Consider the following 16,793-nt stretch of genomic DNA (forward strand, 5'->3'; position numbering starts at 1 on the left):
AACGGTTATCTACATCTCGGGGCTCCCTCTATACAGTTTCACAACCTCCCCCGCCTCTGCGGCCACTTCTTCCCGCAGGCTCTGCGGGGCCAGCACCTCGGCGTGGCTGCCGTACCCCATCACCCACCGCTTGACCTCGGCCAGGCCGCCGGTCCGGAAGCGCAGGATCAAACCGCCGTCCGGCAGCTCCTCCACCGTCTGGGTTGGGTGCCAGCGCCGCTCCCGGATGTAGCGCGCCTGGTAGGCGTCGAATCTGACAGCCACTTCCACCGGTTCCTCACCGCGTTCTATCTGAAAGGCCTGTCCCATCCACTCCTCGAGGTGAAAATCAGGGTCACGGGTAAATCCGGATTTCAAAACCTCCCACCGGTCGACGCGCCCGGTATGGAAAATGCGATAGGCAGAACGCAGGTGGTCAAAAGCGATCAGGTACCAGTCACCGCTGCGGTTGTAAAGGTGATAGGGGTCGACGACCCGTTCCTGCCAGCAGCCACGGCTCGCGGTGTAGTAGTGGATCTTCACTTGATGCTGCTCCTGAACGGCTCGCTGCAGGTCGAGGAGAAATTCCTCCGGTACTCCCACATTCGGATACGAGGCAAAGGTAAAGCTTCTCCGCAACTCCTCCAGATTCACCTCTACCGGAGCCTTCAGGCTGGCTGTGATCTTCTTCACCGCAGAGCGCAGAGCGGCCTCAAAGGGGGTGCCCAGGCAGCGGCGTGCCGCCTCCACGCTCAGGAAGAAGGCTAAAAGCTCTCCCTGGGTCATCAGCACCGAAGGCAGCACCCAGGTGGGATCGGTGTAGTACCAGCCGCCGCGCTGCCGGTCATAAGCCAGAGGAGCGCCCAGCCGGTCCATCAGAAACTGCCGGTCCTGGTAGATTGTGCGCTCGCTCACCTCCAGCTCACGGGCCAGGCTCCGGGCGTTGGGATAGAGCTTTGCCCGCACCTGGCGGTCGATTTCCATGATGCGCTCCAGCTGCTGCCTTCCCGACACGTTTTCTTACCCCTTACTTAAACTTCTTTGGGTGACATGAGAATCTCTGCAGGGTGCTGATCGGCTGATTTCGGCTGATTATCGGATGAATGGATCGAAGCCTGCCACATCGATGTCTACTGCAATTGCAGCCATGTTTCTGTATTCCAGCTTCAGTATATCAGAGCACACTGCAACCAGTGTTCAGTCTGAAAGTTACTCCGCAAGAATTCGCAGAGCAAATTTCCCCTGTCCGAAGACCGTCCCCTTGCCCACGTGGATCAGTTCGCCCAGCAGGAGCAGGGGAAGGAATTCCGCAAGCGGCCCTTCGTAGACCGCCCGCCCTACGAAACCCTCCAGGGGGATCCGTCGCCCCTGGCGGGACGAGTAGCGCCCGATGGTGACCCAGGAGGTTTTGTCCCGGACGAGGTGCACCTCACAGGCGCGCCGGATGACCTCGGGGAATTCTGCCTCGTAGAGAAAGCCGTGGTAGAAATAGCAGAGGGATGAAACGCGGCGAAGCAGATTGCGGATGATGGTATGAAACTCCGGGGTGTGGATTGCTGCGCCTTGATGGGTGATTCGGGTTGGTGTGCAGAAGTTGATCTCAATTTTCTGCAGGCCGTCTACCGGATACCCGGCAGCCCTGTTCCAGATGTCTTCGGCGGTAACGGATAGATCACGAGGCCTGACGATCCGGTCTTCCCGTCGATAGATAACGGCGGCCACACCTGTAAGAGGATTAACTGCGACTATTTCCTCCAGGAAAAACGGCCTGCGCCCTTTGCCGATGCCCCGGTGTGTAAACTCCTCAAGGGTGACGACGAAATAGGGCAGAAGGTTTCTCGCCCTTCCAAAGAGGAGCAGGGTAAAGTCAAAGGCCTCTCCCGGGCTGTAGCGGGTTTTCTCATCCGGCGGAGGTTCCAGGACAAAGGGCCGGGGAACGGCATCAAAGCTGCGCAGGACTTCGGATTCAGGCGGCGGCTCGCTCTCGAAGACCAGAGTATACGGACAGCCGTGCTTTAAACGGCACTTTTTGCACTCACCGGTGCCGTCTGAGCAGACGAGGCGCCGAAAGGTTCCGGCAAACCCGCCGCGGAAGGTGGAACCCTTGTAGGGTGGAAGGATGACGCCGTCTGCGCCGGCGCGAAATCGCGCTTCATAGCGGCTGAGAACGAGGCCCTGCGGGCAAGGAAGGAAACTCAAAGGAAACACCTGCCATGCCATTGATCCCAAGAAGGGCATTATGTTAATAAGACAGGAGAAATATTCCTGCTGCTGACACGCTTCCCATCGGGTTTACAAGTTGCCCTTAATGACATTCGGAATGCCCTGGTGGCATTCACTTCCTGGCATATCAGAATATGCTTCTTCTGTTAAATTCGACAAAGAGAGCATTTTCCCTTCAAGAAACTATTATCACCCCCAAGGAAAGTAGGGGAAGAAGCCCGTCCAGAATTCTCTTTTTGGGAAAAGAAAACACCCCGGCTACTTTCCCGGGGTGCAGTCTCCAGTTTCACTTCAACGGCAGCGGCACATCCTAAACAACCTGGGCTACACTTCTCGCACAGTACTTTTCGCGCAGCTTCGGCTTTTCGATCTTACCCGTTGGGTTGCGCGGCACCTTGTCGAAAAAGACCCGCCGCGGCCTCTTGTACCTGGGTAGGGCCTGGCAGAACTCCATCACCATCTCCTCGGTCAGCATTCTTCCGGGCTTGGGTTCCACAATGGCTACGGGAACCTCCCCCAAACGCCGGTCGGGCATACCGATGACGGCCGCATCCCTGATGTCGTCGTGCCTTCTGAGGAATTCCTCTATCTCCACCGGAAAGATATTCTCTCCCCCGACGATGACGATATCCTTCTTCCGGTCGACCAGGTAAATAAAGCCGTCCCGGTCCTGGCGTGCCATATCACCGGTATAAAGCCATCCGTCCTTCAACACCTTGCGGGTGGCCTCCGGGTTGTTGTAATACCCCTTCATGACCCCCGGCCCCCTGACGATGAGTTCGCCTACCTTACCGACGGGAACAGGCCTGCCCTCTTCATCGACGATCATGGCCTCCCAGTTGAAACCCGGCCTCCCGATAGCCCCGACCTTATGGATGTTTTCTATTCCCAGGTGCACACATCCCGGCCCTGTGGATTCGCTCAGGCCGTAATTGGTGTCGTACATGTGGTTGGGGAAATACTTCTTCCACCTGATGATCAGGCTCGGAGGCACGGGCTGGGCGCCGATGTGCATCAGCCGCCACTGATCAAGGTGATAGTCCTTCAGGTTCACTTCACCGCTTTCAATGGCATCAAGTATGTCCTGTGCCCACGGCACCAAAAGCCAGACGATGGTCACTCTTTCTTCCGATACCGCCTCCAGTATCCAGTGGGGTTTCACCCCGCGCAGAATAACGGCCTTAGAACCAACGATGAGGCTTCCGAACCAGTGCATTTTCGCCCCGGTATGGTAGAGCGGGGGAATGCACAGGAAGTTGTCCTCATGCTGTTGCAGGTGGTGGCGGTTTTCGGTGATGCACGCCGAAACCAGGTTGGCGTGCGTCAGCAAGATCGGCTTGGGAGCTCCGGTGGTGCCTGACGTAAAGTAGAGGGCGGCATCATCGGTGTCGGCCAGCGCGATGCCGGGGTCGTCAGGGGGAAGCTGAGCGAGGATTTCCGAAAAGCTCTCCGCCCCTTGAGGGCAGTCCTCACCTACATAAATATAGTAATCAACACAGTTCAGATCATCTTTAATCGCTGCGATCCTTTCCGTAAACTGAGACTCATAAAACAGCGCCCGCGCCTCGACGATGGCGAGGCACCTTTTGATCTCTTCCGAAGTATAGCGAAAATTCAGGGGAACCGCCAGGGCACCCGTCTTCAGAATGCCAAAGTAAATAGGAAGCCACTCCAGGCAGTTCATCAACAGGATGGCGACCTTATCCCCCTGCCCGATGCCGCGTTCCAGCAGAGCACCGGCGATCTTGTTGGCCATGTTTTCAAACTCCAGCCAGGTGATCTCCCTCCGCCTGCCCAGAGCCGGATCCCGCTCTATCAAAGCGGTTTCTTCGGGGTACATCCTGGCATTGCGAGAAAGCATCTCCGTTATCGGCATAAACCCAACCTCCCTGCACTCCGACCGCAAATTACGGCCGGACCTTCCGTTTTCCCTGATGAGCTATCCGGACAAAAAAATAAAGAGCTTCCATCCTTCCGTTCTACCATCGATCACCCTTCCTTGCGAATTATTTTATTGTAGGGGATATCTTCCAAGGCAGGCTATAAACCGATCCCTAATTAATCTCTATGATCTGAATCCTGGAAAATACCCGGTGTTCTGCTATAATAGCATCATAGCACATTTTTTTATTTAATTCTAGATAGTGCCGGAGATTCCTGCCCGAGTAAATTGGGTTTCAATTTATAAAGCTTTTTTCGAAAATCGGGAGGTAAGTCAGAACAAGATGATCATTGACGTCCACACCCACTGCTTTCCGGACGAGCTGGCGCCGAGAGCAATCCCCCTCCTTGCTCAAAAGGCAGGCATACCTGCTTATACCGACGGCACCATTAAGGCCCTCAAAAAGTCGATGAGGGATTCCGGAGTCGACATCAGTGTGCTCCAGCCGGTGGCGACGAAGCCATCCCAAACCGCTACCATCAACCGCTGGGCGGCCGGGGTTCAGGATCAAAACATTATTACCTTCGGCACCATTCACCCGGACTATCCCAACTGGCAAGAGGAAATCAAGTGGCTGGCTTCTGCCGGCATCAAAGGGGTCAAATTTCATCCCGATTACCAGGATTACTATGTTGATGACCCAGGAGTCTTCCCCATCTACGAAGAGCTCTTCAAGCAGGGTATGATCGTGCTCTTTCATGCGGGGATCGACGTCGGGCTTCCGGACCCCTGCCACTGCCCCCCTTCCCGCCTGAAAAAAGTTCTGGACGCCTTCCCCGGCGCCTGTATTATCGCCGCCCACATGGGTGGTTACGACTACTGGGACGAGGTTGAAGAGTATTTATTAGGACGGGATATATACTTCGACACATCATACTCCATCACGGATTTAGGGCCGGAAGCCATAAAACGGATCATCAGAGGGCACGGCGTTCAAAAGATCCTCTTCGGTTCGGATTCTCCTTGGGGCCATCAGAAAAGCGAAATTTCGTTGATTAAATCCATAGGTTTAAAGAAAACAGAAATCGCCATGATCCTGGGAGATAATGCCAAGAGGTTGTTAAGGCTTTAATGCTATTCCGCAACCGAAACACGGTGTTTGCCACCCACCGCTTGTTTCCGGCAGGAGGGCCAGCCGGAGCGATCCCGTCCGGCCATTACCGAACGTGTCCGGTTAATAAAAACTACACTTCCCCTTCTTCCGGCACTATACAGATAATAGCAAATTCCTGTTCCCCGCCGTTGATAAACTGATGCTCCTTCCCACCGGGGATAAAGGCCACAGACCCCTCCTCCAGATCGTGTTCCTTGCCGTCCAGGAAGAGGATACCCGAGCCCTTCACCACGTAGTTGATATGCGGCCACGGATGGGAATGGCGGGGAGTATTGCCGTTTGCGGCCAACGTGAAGAGGCGCATAACCCAGCCTTCCCAACCCTGAACAGGTCCGACCAGAACCTGCTTAACCACACTTCTGGCTCCCGGAGCCGCCACTTGCACCGCTCGGATATTTTTGACGTTATCGATGTACATAAACCCTCTCCTCTTTTCCATTTTTACCTCAAGGTCATATCCTTTCTCTGCTGCTTCTCTTTGCATCTCTTATCTTAACACAAGAAACCGCCTGTCAGGTACCTCCCAGAGCAACTGCACCACAAATCCGGCTATGATACCCGCTTAAACTGACTGGAATAAAGTTGGTAGTAGACTCCTTTCCGTTTCAGCAATTCCTCATGAGTCCCCCTTTCGACGATTTCCCCCCCGTTGACAACAAGAATCAGGTCGGCGTTTCTGACGGTACTCAAACGGTGAGCGATGACAAAGCTCGTGCGCCCTTTCATCAGCGTCAGCATGGCCTGCCGGAGATAATACTCAGTACGGGTATCCACGTTGCTGGTTGCCTCATCCAGCACGAGAATTGCAGGATCGGCCAGAATAGCCCTGGCAATGGCAAGCAACTGCCTTTGACCCTGGCTCAGGTTCGAACCGTTTTCGGTTAATATTGTGTCATAGCCTTGAGGAAGACGGCGGATAAAGTGATCGGCGTTGGCCAATCTGGCAGCTCTTTCAACCTCCTCATCGGTAGCATCCAGTCTTCCGTAGCGGATATTATTCCGTACCGATTCTGAGAAGAGGAAGGTATTCTGCAAAACTATACCCAGTGCGGAGCGCAGGCTGTTTCTCCGAATTTGCCGGATATCTCTGCCATCGATAGTGATCTTACCCCTGTCAACATCGTAGAAGCGGCAAAGCAGGTTTACTATCGTCGTCTTGCCGGCACCGGTAGGGCCTACCAGGGCGATCGTCTGTCCAGGACGAACATCCAGATTGATATTTTTCACAACAGGTGAATCCTTTCGGTAGCCGAAAAAGACATCTTGAAACCTTACCGCTCCTGCCACCTCATTGAGGACAACCGCATCCGGCTCATCTGCCGGCTCAGGCTCCTCGTCCATCACCTCAAAAACCCTTTCGGCACCTGCCAGAGCTACCTGGATCATGTTAAACTGGTTGGCCATCTCATTCAGCGGCCTGGAGAACTGCCTGGAATAATTCAAAAAACTGGCTATAACACCTACGGTGATGATGTTTCTGACCGCAAGATATCCTCCCACACCTGCGACTATGGCAAAGCCGATATTGTTCAGAAGGTTCATCAAGGGAGGCATAATCCCTGAAAAAATCTGGGCACGAACGGACACGGCCCTTAAGCGCTGATTACACTTTTCAAATTCCAGAATATTATCCTCTTCTCGAGAGAACAGCTTCACAACTTTCTGGCCTGAGATGGTCTCCTCGATAAAGCCGTTCAGATGACCTAACTCCTTTTGCTGATCCACAAAAAGCAGGCGCGTACGTCTGGCAACCATCCCCGTACAGAAAAGCATGACGGGGACGATAAGCATTGTAAACAGGGTTAACAAAGGGCTGAGATACAACATCATCGCAAGTGTGCCGGTAAAGGTAAAAACGCTGGAAAAGAACTGCGTAACACTCGTGCTTAAAGTATTGCTTATGTTTTCAACATCATTGGTTAGTCTGCTCATCAAATCACCGTGCGGCCTGCTATCAAAGAAACTCAACGGAAGAACCTGAAGCTTTTTAAAGAGATCCTTCCTGATCTCCAGGACGGTTTCCTGCGCCAGTCCGACCATAATGTGATTCTGCAGCCAGGTGCACAGAGCACCCAGGATATATATCACCAGCATCAAGACTGAAATGCCGATCAGGCCACGAATATCTCCGGGGATAATATAATCATCGATAGCTCTCCCGATCAAAAAGGGACCTGTCAGGTTGAATGCGGCGCTCAGGGCAACCATCATCAACACCAAACCCAAAGCGGCTTTTTTAGGCTTCAGATACTTCCCTAGCCTTTTCAACGTTTCGCGGGCATTTTTTACTTTAGGTGCGGTTGCGAATCTTCCCTGAAGATGGTGCCCACGACCGAAACCCGCAACAGGCCCCATCGGCCTTCCGGTGCCGTTACCGGACAAGTTCTACCTCCTCCTCCCCCAGTTGAGATCTGCAGATATCCCGGTAAACAGGGCTGGTTCTCAACAGTTCCTCATGGGTACCCTGTGCTACTATTTTCCCCCTCTCAAGGAGCAGGATCTTATCCGCATCCACTATCGGACTGATCCGTTGGGTAATGATGATCATCGTAGTATCCCGCAAAAACATTCTGAGGGCCTGGTGGATCTTGACCTCAGTTTCTGCATCTACGGCGCTGGTGCTGTCATCAAGAATCAGCACAGGAGGCCTTTTTACCAGTGCTCTGGCGATGGCAAGTCGTTGTTTCTGCCCCCCGGATATGTTCACACCGCGCTGCCCGAGGTGGGTTTCGTAACCATCCTTGAAGCTCATTATAAAATCGTGCGCCTGGGCTGCCTTTGCAGCAGCGATCACTTCATCATCTGTAGCATCCTTTTTGCCCCAGCGAAGATTATCCTTGATAGTACCTGAAAACAACATTGATTCCTGAGGCACAATACCGATACCCTCTCTCAACGTTTTCAGCTTGATGCTACGCACATCTCTTCCATCCACCAAAACCCTTCCCTCTGTCACATCATAAAGGCGCGGAATCAGATTGACCAACGTCGACTTGCCCGAACCGGTCTCCCCCAGAATAGCCACCCTTTCTCCGGGAGCTACGGAAAAAGACACGTTTTTCAATACCGGTTCGCCGCTATCCCCTTTGTACTTGAAGGTGACATTTTCAAAAACAATGCTGCCATTCCTGATGGGAGCATCAGAAGCATCAGCAACATCTTTAATATCCACTTCGGTTTCCAACACCTCATTGATCCGGTCGGCAGAGGCTTTCGCTCGTGAAAACATCATCAAAATATAACCGACCATTAACAAAGAAAAAAGAATGATCGTCATGTAGTTGATAAAAGCCATTACCTGCCCGACCTGAAAATCTCCTCTTTTTACTTGAATTCCCCCGAACCAAATCACAGCCACAATACTTAAATTCATGATCAGCATCATCAGAGGCATGATCAGCACGATCAGTCTTGACGCCCTAATTGCTATCTCAGCCAATTCCTCATTGGCGGTACCGAACCTGGCGTTTTCCAGTTCCATCCTGGCAAACGCCTTCACCACCCGCACTCCGCTGAGATTCTCCCTGATAACCGCATTGACCCTGTCCAGTTTTTGCTGGACCATGGCAAACAGAGGAAAACTCTTTTTCATAATCAGAGCATGAGAAACAATCAGCAAGGGTATTGTAATCCCGAATATCAACGACAATCGGGGGTTGATACTCAAAGCCATCACAAGCCCTCCAACACAAAGGAGAGGCGCCCTGACCAGCATTCGCAGTGACATGAGAACAACCATCTGCACCTGTACGATATCATTAGTCAGTCTGGTAATCAAAGAAGCGGCCTTAAATCTATCCAGGTTCGCAAAGGAAAACTGCTGTATTTTTTTATAAACGGCGGATCTCAAGTCGGTCCCCATGTTGACACCGGCGTAACTCGAAGCAGCAATACAACCAAGGCCGCCCAACAAACCCATCAGAGCTATCCCTACCATTTGAAGACCGGTGGTGATGATAAAGGGCATATTTCCGTTAGCAATACCCTCATCAACGATCCTGGCCATCAAGGTAGGTTGCAACAGGTCGGAGGTAACTTCTACGAACATAAACAAAGGGGCCAGCAGCGTCGCCATCCAGTAAGGCTTCAGATATTTAAATAACCCGAACAACACCTGCTCCTCCCATCAAAAAATCAGCAAGAGCCATCCTCACCGATCGCTTGCAAAAGGTTATCCTTAATTTGCAATAAAAAGCGGCGCAACAGAACCTTTTCGTTCTGCGTAAACCCCCGAAAAGCCTCCTCGTTGAGGACCCTCAGTTTTTCTTCCACCTGTGCCTGCAATTCTCTTCCCTTATCGGTCAGATAGACGCGGGTAACCCGCCTGTCTTCGGGATCGGGCCTCCTCTCAATCAACCCGACTTTTTCCATGCGTTTTAGTCCGTCGGTTATGGTTGCCGGCTTTAAATGAAGCCTATCCGCTATCTCCTTTTGGGTACGCCCGTCTTCTTCCCACAGGATGAAAAGAATGGGTGGCTGCCCTCGATACAGCCCCAGTTTCCCGAACAGCTTATGAACCCGGGCACGGTGCAGCCTGATGACCTGCCCTAGTAGGAAATCCAGGGAATCACTGTTAGCGATTTTCATCTCACATCCACCGTTATATCGTTTAGATATCTAACTATTCTTATCGTACCGTTTCAGATTCTGATGTCAAGGGGGTGATCAAATATGGGCGGGTATAATTTCATCAGCCTGCAGACTCCGAAAGGAAACAGAGTTATTTTGGAGAAAATACTCGGTTATAAAGAAATTTTCCGGAGCGCTAACTCCGGAGCATTTAATACCAGCCGTTTTCTGGCCCGAACGCTGGGCTTGCTGGTCGGCATTTCATCTGGTGCGGCGGCCTATGCCGCCAAGGAGGTGGCCAATCGTCCGGAAAAGCCGGCAAGTGGATCGTGGTGTTTCTTCCAGATGGAGGTGAGCGTTATCTCAGCACGGGCCTTTTCCAAAGCGAAGAGAGGTAGATACGGCATCGCTGAAGTGCCCTACCTATGCCCCCCTCTATCGCCCGCTGTCGTTACTTCGTTTTTTCTCTTTCTTCACCCTGTTTTCTTTTTTATGGTAGGCAACAACATATTTGTCGATAAGTCGGCTGATCCTCAGAAGGACATCCTTGCTGAGGTTTAAGCTGTAAGCATTATTGAGAATTTTGCGGGCTGCCTCTATCTTTTCTTTCTCATTCATCCCCAGCACCCCCGAAGAAATAGCCGCAGATGTATTTTATAGGGATTACACGCAAATTGCAAATTTTATTTATTGGCTATCTGCTTCGAATTTTCTGGTAATAGCTCTCATGGTGCTGCTTTTTATCCCTACTCCTTGATCGGCTAATATGATCTTCCAATACAGGGAGATGTTTGATAATCTTGTTATAATCCACCCGAAATACCGTTGCTTCCCTGCTGTCACTGCATTCAGAGAACCCAGGAAACGCAAACTTCGGGTGGATCATTTTTTGCCCCCCAAATATCCTGAAAGACACAGCCGGAGATTGGCTTACGGCAAACCCTTCATATATGCCGTTTGCTGATTCAGGTAATGCTCAAATTCCGGTAAAGTTAATAAGTGGGGAGTATTACAAAATGACGAAAAGAAAAAAAGTAATGATAGATAATATAGCCATCGGGAAAAGGATACGCGAGGAGAGAGAAAAGCTCGGCCTTTCCCGGGAAGAATTTGCTGAATTCACAGGATTCTCAAACTACTATATCGGACAACTGGAACGAGGTGAGAGGCAGATGAGCCTACCGGCCATGGTCAACATTGCCAGATGCCTGCATTTATCACTGGATTACTTGATTTTCGGAAAAACGGCCACCGGTGATCGACTTCAAGAAGCAGGTTCTACTTACGAGGCCGGTGAAAACAAAAAAGACTGTGAATTGCTCAGCCTGCTCGACAAATGTTCGCCGAAAGAATTAGCGGTGATTGAAAAGATCATCAAAACCATCCTTCCCTATATAGAAAAAGAATGAAGGGCAACTAGCCCCTCAGATAAAAAGCTATCGGCAAAACTCAAAACGATTTCGTCAAAACACCTGACGACATTGTTTTAATGTACCTATAATTTGCTCAACATCTAAGGCATCATCCGAGGTCGATACAGCTGAACACCCCGTCCATCTCCTTCTTAATCTCCTGCAGGTCCTCTTTGATGACACGATCGATACACTCCAGAAAATTCTTGATACAGGGTGTGCGCAGCCTGTAGTAGACGCTGGTGCCCTCCTGGCGGAAAGCAACTACCCCGGCATTCCTCAAAACAGCCAGATGTTTAGATATCACCGGCTGGTCGCAGCCGATAGCTTCCACAAGCTCACAGACGCACCTTTCTCGATCCGAGGCAAGCTGATCGATTATTTTCAAGCGCAGAGGATGAGCCAAAGCCTTGGCAATCCTGGCGCGCCGATCGTAAATATCACCTCTCATTTCTTCACCCCCTCTTCCAACACCGAACGGCCGCAGTATGTCCACACGGGACAATCTACGTCGGCAAATGTCACTTCTTTGTTGCCAGCTCTGTTTCTTTAATAAGCAGATACTGGTAGGCGGTGAGATCTTCATCTGGAACTATCTCAGTGAAGTAGAGGCACCCCCAATCCCATTCACAGTCCTGCGGCTTGATGATGCGCTGATACTTGTAACAGTAGCAGGTCCCATTCGGTTCTACAGGCCGAGAGAGGGCACAAACACGGCAGGTCCTGACCGCCATTTCTTCAAGGCCTCCTTTTTGCCAAAATCCACAATCATCAGAAGAGGAACCCCTCTTCTTCTGACTTTTAAGCTCCGGCCAGCGGCACCCCTATTCTTGCTGCAGCCACTTCCGGATCTCCTCTTTTTTCGGTATTCTGCCCGAGCATACAACCTCACCGTTTACAACAAGACCGGGGGTCATCATGATATCGTACTCCAATATCTCATTGAGATCGCTGATCTTCACGATATCAGCATCTACCCCCAGCTCGCCCACAACTTCCCGCACCATCTCCTCAAGCTTCTTACACTTAGCGCACCCGGTTCCCAAAACCTTGATTTCCATTCTTTTTGCCTCCTTCTTAATAGTTTTCTCGACATACTTATATCTCAATTATCTGTCGATTGCCAGTCGAATCAAACAAAACCCGCCACCCAGGTGCAAACCGTTTTTTGCCGTCCACAGAGCACATTTAAGGGATGCCGTTTAAAAAAACATCCCATAAAGCCAACCGGTAAGCGTAGCCATAACGATGACCAGGCCGGCATAAGTCAAGCCCTTTTTCAATCCGATGACACGAATGATAACCAGCATGCTGGGCAAACTCAAAGCTGGACCCGCCAGCAGCAGGGTCAGAGCCGGGCCCTTCCCCATACCCGAGCCTATCAATCCCTGAAGAATCGGCACTTCGGTCAGGGTTGCAAAGTACATTAAGGCACCGGCCAGGGCAGCTAAAAAGTTCGCCTGCAGGGAATTGCCACCCACTACAGCGGCAATCCACGCTGACGGAATAATTCCGTTATCGAATCCGGGACGCCCCAGGAGAAATCCTGCCACGAAAACACCTGCGAACAGCAGAGGTATAATCTGCCTGGTAAAAAACCAGGTGGCATCCATCCAAGAGACAATCTCATCCTTCTTAAACCAGCGCCAGAGCATCAACCCCAGCAGGACAAGCAAACCGGCAACGAGATACCACTTCACCTGAAAAACTGCCAGCCAGAATCCTTCGCCCTCTGCAGGTCTGCTCCAGGCAGCAAAAATAAGGATAAAAATCATGACCAGGAAGTACAGAAGTGTCTGGACAGGGGTTCTTTCTTCCTCCGGCAGACCGGCCGCCGCTCGACGGCAATTCTCCGCCCGCTCCCTTTCCTCCTTCCGGAAAATAAAGGCCATCAGCAGGCCGATCACCAGGGCGAAGACTACCGCTCCCACTGCCCTGGCCAGGCCTAACTCCCAACCCAGTACCCTGGCCGTCAGCACAATCGCCAGGATATTGATGGCAGGGCCTGAGTAAAGAAAAGCGATGGCAGGACCCAATCCCGCCCCACGTCTGTAAATTCCCCCGAAAAGAGGGAGTACAGTACAGGAACAAACTGCCAGCACAGTTCCGGAAACAGACCCTACGAGATAAGCCAGCCACTTTTTGGCTCCTCCGCCGAAATACTTCATTACCGCCTGCTGAGAGAGGAAGTGGGAAATCGCCCCGGCGATAAATAAGGCCGGCACCAGGCAGAAGAGAACATGAGTCCGTGCGTAATCCTGAAGCATCAAAAAGCCTTCCAGAACTGCTTTGCTTACCCTCGGGTGACCAAAAGGTATATAATAGGCCGCGAGAAACAACGCCAACAGTGCAAGGAATTTGTCGCGTTCTTTCATAATCCCGCCCTCCTGCGGATGTTTCAACCGCTTATTATTATATTCCTATTTTCTCATAAAGAAATATAAATTGCAACAACATAACTGATCCCGATTTCGCTAACCATGCTTACTGCTGACATTCTATATTAAGGTCGAGCGCCTCAAACGACCGGTTCAGGCGGAAAAAAGCCGGCCTAACTTGCGGACAAGGCCTTCTAGAGCTTCGATGACAACTGGGATATCCTCTTCAGTATTTGCTCTGCCTAGAGTCATGCGAACTGCACCGTTAAGGTAAGATTCCGGCAGGCCGAGACTCCGCAACACATGAGATGGCTCGCCGGTGCCGGAACTGCAGGCAGAACCGGAGGAGACCGCGATACCCTGAAGATCCAAGCCTAACACTAACGACTCCCCTTCCACATCGGGAAAGGAAAAATTGACATTATGCGGCAGCCGCCTTGTCCGGTGCCCGTTCAGCCGCGCCCCGGGTATTCGCTCTTCGATCCCCTGTATCAATGCGTCCCGCAGCCTTTGCAGGCGCTGCGTCTCTTCTTCCAGGTCGCGCCGGGCAATATCTGCCGCCTGCCCTAGCCCGGCAATTCCGGGGATGTTTTCAGTACCGGAGCGGTAACCCCTTTCCTGACCACCTCCGCGCAGCACTGCGGTGAATGGCGTTCCCTGCCGCACATACAGTGCTCCTACCCCTTTTGGCCCGTAAAACTTGTGGCCGGAAAGGGAAAGGAGGTCGACACCCAGGCGGTTCACATCAATGGGAAGATGACCTACCGTCTGCACAGCATCTACGTGGAAGGGTATCCCTTCTTCTCTGGCAATAGCGGCGATTTCCTCTACCGGCTCAATGGTACCCACCTCATTGTTGGCATGCATGATGGAAATAAGCGCCGTCTCCCTCTCGATCGCCCGCCTTACATCATCGGGATCAACCATTCCAGCTCCGTCAACCGGCAGATAAGTAACACGGCAGTCAAACAGCTCGGCGAGGTAAGCGCAGTTGTTGAGCACGGCGTGATGCTCAATGGATGAAGTAATGATGTGGGAGCCGCGCCCCTTGCGGGAGGAGACCACTCCCCACAAAGCCAGGAAATCCGCCTCGGTTCCCCCACTCGTAAAAAAGATCTCCTCCGGCCGGGCGCAGATGAGGTCGGCCACCTGCTGCCGGGCTTTATCCAAGAGGCCTCTGGCCTCTCTGCCGATCGCATGGAGGGTCGAAGGATTTCCAAAACAATTGCTCATCACATCCTGCACCACGGCAGCTACTTCCGGGTGCACGGGAGTTGTGGCGGCGTGATCGAGGTAGATCATCTCCAATTCCCCTTACTACCAGGGGTCTCCCGTTGCAGGTACAGGTTCCGCCAGTCATCCCCCGATGACCTAGCAGGTGATGTTTTACCTTCAAGGGCTCGCTTGTACAGGTAATCCTGTATGGCTTCGTAGAGGGCATCTGCAGCCAGATTAGAACAGTGCTTTTTTTCAGGTGGAAGCCCTCCCAAGGCCTTTTCTACGACCTGATTTGTGATCTGCATTGCCTCGACCAGAGTCTTTCCTTCGGCAAGCACGGCCGTCATGCTACAGCACGCAATGGCCACCGGGCATCCTTTGACCTCATAACGCACCTTTTCCAGGCGGTTGTCACGAACTTTTACGTAAAACCGAAAAACGTCCCCACACCCCTCTGCAATCGTGGCCACTCCATCGGCATCGGGAATCTTACCTGCGCAGCGGGGGTTTTGAAAATGTTCAATAATCTTAGGACCATACATCAAACGAACCCCTTCTTTCTCCGTTCCGATTCACTTTCGCTCTTCTCCTACCCTGAAAATATGTGTTCATCCTTTACGCTTGCTCCCGGACTCCGGTTTAACTCGCCCTAAGACTCGTCGATAGATAAGCAGCCGACCGGCTCCTATGCGCCTTCCCTGGCGCAGAGTCGCCTATCTCGACATCCTGTCTCGATACGGCTGCTGTTTGCTGCTCCTTCGTCAAGGGCGAGTAACAACCTCCGTCAGGTCGCTGCGCCGTCAAGGATAAACCCTTTTTTCGTTACTCTGTTGGTGCCGCCGCTGGCGGCATGGTGGTCTACCACTATTTTGATGCTGCGCATAAAATAATGCAAGTTTTTCTTCTGCCTTCCCTCTGACCAAGAGCGTTCGGTGCCCCGTCAGCAAGACGCCTCTGTCAACAAATTTGGCATATGCTCTTTATTTTAATTATATACTCCTCGAGGAATGCGTCAATAACCAAGCGGCTATCATCCGCCTTGCCAAAAGCGGCTCTTTCATCGACAACTGGAAATGAAGAGTTCTTCCCATCCAGAGTGATTAAACCTGATTGTTTCTCACCTTCTGGATTAACTCCTCCACTTTCCCTTTAATGATGTCTCTTGTTTTTCTATAATCTTCTATCGGGCCGCCTGTGGGGTCGGCAAGCCCCCAATCCTCTCTATACTTGCACGGCAGCGAAGGGCATTCCACATTGCATCCCATCGTTATAAGAATATCCACTGCAGCCGGAAGTTCGGTCAGCAATTTGGGACGATGCCCTTTCATATCAATCCCCGCTTCTTTCATCACCTGCACCACCGGCGGCTGTACTTCAGGATAATCCTCCGTCCCTGCCGAATACGCCTCTAAAACATCACTTCCTAATTTCTTTGCCCAAGCCTCTGCCATTTGAGAACGGCATGAATTGTGAACACATACGAAGGCCACTTTCTTCTTCATTCAGGCACCCCTCTTCTATTCGTTAATTAAATATTATTTTCTAAAGAACCCTTCTTTGCCTCTCTGTCTGTTCGTCCGTTTTCTGCCAACTAACAATCAGCTTCGGTAAATCCTCGGTCCCTTCAGGCAAAATTCGGTTTCTGCCATTTCTTCACAAAAAACCACAAAAGCGATACCCAGCAGGTAGAGTAACGGCTTTTGTGGCAGGGGATTGCTAAAAAAACAGCTTACTTTGAACCCGGCAGGAGAACAACCCGGTATTCGCCGCCGGATTCCTGCACTTCGGCTCGATACCCTTTACTGTCCGCCAATCTCAACACGTTTTCTTTGGAGACGTTGCTGTCCAGGAGAACGATTATCTCCTCCTGGGGGTTGCTTTCCATGGCTTTCTTGGTTTTTACTACAGGGATAGGACAGGAAAGCCCCCTGGCATCAACCTCAAGTGGCATAACAAAA

At 51.8% G+C, this 16,793-nt stretch carries 18 protein-coding genes; 2 read left to right on the plus strand and 16 right to left on the minus strand.

The annotated features are described in order from the left end of the window. Positions 1–9: 9 nt before the first annotated feature. The 3 genes from TPH_RS09475 to TPH_RS09485 all read right to left on the minus strand — a co-directional run bounded on the left by TPH_RS09475 (position 10) and on the right by TPH_RS09485 (position 4,078). Positions 10–993 (minus strand): helix-turn-helix transcriptional regulator, encoded by a 984-nt coding sequence (locus TPH_RS09475; protein ID WP_148275897.1) that lies wholly within the window; start codon positions 991–993, stop codon positions 10–12. 195 nt (positions 994–1,188) lie between these two features. Beyond that, the gene (gene cas6 / locus TPH_RS09480) at positions 1,189–2,178 is read right to left on the minus strand and encodes a CRISPR system precrRNA processing endoribonuclease RAMP protein Cas6 (protein WP_015050980.1); all 990 of its coding nucleotides are present in this window, start codon (positions 2,176–2,178) and stop codon (positions 1,189–1,191) included. Positions 2,179–2,512: 334 nt separating this feature from the next. Beyond that, on the minus strand, positions 2,513–4,078 hold the full coding sequence (locus TPH_RS09485; protein ID WP_015050981.1) for a class I adenylate-forming enzyme family protein: 1,566 nt from the start codon (positions 4,076–4,078) through the stop codon (positions 2,513–2,515). Positions 4,079–4,427: 349 nt separating this feature from the next. Between TPH_RS09485 and TPH_RS09490 the strand changes: the two genes are divergently transcribed. Continuing rightward, on the plus strand, positions 4,428–5,216 hold the full coding sequence (locus TPH_RS09490; RefSeq protein WP_015050982.1) for an amidohydrolase family protein: 789 nt from the start codon (positions 4,428–4,430) through the stop codon (positions 5,214–5,216). Between the two features lie 112 nt (positions 5,217–5,328). Here TPH_RS09490 and TPH_RS09495 read toward each other — a convergent pair whose 3' ends face one another. The 5 genes from TPH_RS09495 to TPH_RS16555 form a co-directional block, all read right to left on the minus strand. Then, the gene (locus tag TPH_RS09495) at positions 5,329–5,676 is read right to left on the minus strand and encodes a cupin domain-containing protein (RefSeq protein ID WP_015050983.1); all 348 of its coding nucleotides are present in this window, start codon (positions 5,674–5,676) and stop codon (positions 5,329–5,331) included. A gap of 131 nt (positions 5,677–5,807) precedes the next feature. Beyond that, a complete protein-coding gene (locus tag TPH_RS09500; RefSeq protein WP_015050984.1) occupies positions 5,808–7,640 on the minus strand; it encodes an ABC transporter ATP-binding protein in 1,833 nt (610 codons plus the stop codon). Beyond that, entirely contained in the window at positions 7,630–9,372 is a 1,743-nt protein-coding gene (locus TPH_RS09505; RefSeq protein WP_015050985.1) for an ABC transporter ATP-binding protein, read from the minus strand. The genes TPH_RS09500 and TPH_RS09505 overlap by 11 nt, the downstream gene beginning before the upstream one ends. Before the next feature lie 20 nt (positions 9,373–9,392). Continuing rightward, complete coding sequence (locus TPH_RS09510) at positions 9,393–9,845, minus strand: MarR family winged helix-turn-helix transcriptional regulator (protein ID WP_015050986.1); 453 nt, start codon at positions 9,843–9,845, stop codon at positions 9,393–9,395. A 417-nt stretch (positions 9,846–10,262) separates the two neighbouring features. Beyond that, the gene (locus TPH_RS16555) at positions 10,263–10,445 is read right to left on the minus strand and encodes a Spo0E family sporulation regulatory protein-aspartic acid phosphatase (RefSeq protein ID WP_081578650.1); all 183 of its coding nucleotides are present in this window, start codon (positions 10,443–10,445) and stop codon (positions 10,263–10,265) included. Between the two features lie 398 nt (positions 10,446–10,843). Between TPH_RS16555 and TPH_RS09520 the strand changes: the two genes are divergently transcribed. Then, positions 10,844–11,236: a helix-turn-helix domain-containing protein gene (locus TPH_RS09520; protein ID WP_015050988.1), complete on the plus strand. Its 393-nt coding sequence runs from the start codon at positions 10,844–10,846 to the stop codon at positions 11,234–11,236. Positions 11,237–11,348: 112 nt separating this feature from the next. Here the strand turns inward: TPH_RS09520 and TPH_RS09525 are convergent, their stop codons facing one another. The 8 genes from TPH_RS09525 to TPH_RS09560 form a co-directional block, all read right to left on the minus strand. Then, on the minus strand, positions 11,349–11,690 hold the full coding sequence (locus TPH_RS09525) for an ArsR/SmtB family transcription factor (RefSeq protein WP_015050989.1): 342 nt from the start codon (positions 11,688–11,690) through the stop codon (positions 11,349–11,351). Between the two features lie 70 nt (positions 11,691–11,760). After that, positions 11,761–11,973, minus strand: coding sequence for a hypothetical protein (locus TPH_RS09530; protein WP_015050990.1), 213 nt, complete (start codon positions 11,971–11,973; stop codon positions 11,761–11,763). A 90-nt stretch (positions 11,974–12,063) separates the two neighbouring features. After that, a complete protein-coding gene (locus TPH_RS09535) occupies positions 12,064–12,300 on the minus strand; it encodes a thioredoxin family protein (protein WP_015050991.1) in 237 nt (78 codons plus the stop codon). Between the two features lie 141 nt (positions 12,301–12,441). Then, positions 12,442–13,614 (minus strand): permease, encoded by a 1,173-nt coding sequence (locus TPH_RS09540; protein WP_015050992.1) that lies wholly within the window; start codon positions 13,612–13,614, stop codon positions 12,442–12,444. A gap of 156 nt (positions 13,615–13,770) precedes the next feature. Further along, positions 13,771–14,925 (minus strand): cysteine desulfurase family protein, encoded by a 1,155-nt coding sequence (locus tag TPH_RS09545; protein WP_028990904.1) that lies wholly within the window; start codon positions 14,923–14,925, stop codon positions 13,771–13,773. Then, positions 14,916–15,377 (minus strand): iron-sulfur cluster assembly scaffold protein, encoded by a 462-nt coding sequence (locus TPH_RS09550; RefSeq protein ID WP_015050994.1) that lies wholly within the window; start codon positions 15,375–15,377, stop codon positions 14,916–14,918. The genes TPH_RS09545 and TPH_RS09550 overlap by 10 nt, the downstream gene beginning before the upstream one ends. A gap of 558 nt (positions 15,378–15,935) precedes the next feature. Next, positions 15,936–16,337: an arsenate reductase ArsC gene (locus TPH_RS09555; protein ID WP_015050995.1), complete on the minus strand. Its 402-nt coding sequence runs from the start codon at positions 16,335–16,337 to the stop codon at positions 15,936–15,938. A 227-nt stretch (positions 16,338–16,564) separates the two neighbouring features. Further along, positions 16,565–16,786: a sulfurtransferase TusA family protein gene (locus TPH_RS09560; RefSeq protein WP_015050996.1), complete on the minus strand. Its 222-nt coding sequence runs from the start codon at positions 16,784–16,786 to the stop codon at positions 16,565–16,567. Positions 16,787–16,793 lie beyond the last annotated feature (7 nt).

This window comes from Thermacetogenium phaeum DSM 12270 (genome assembly GCF_000305935.1).
GTDB lineage: Bacteria > Bacillota > DSM-12270 > Thermacetogeniales > Thermacetogeniaceae > Thermacetogenium > Thermacetogenium phaeum.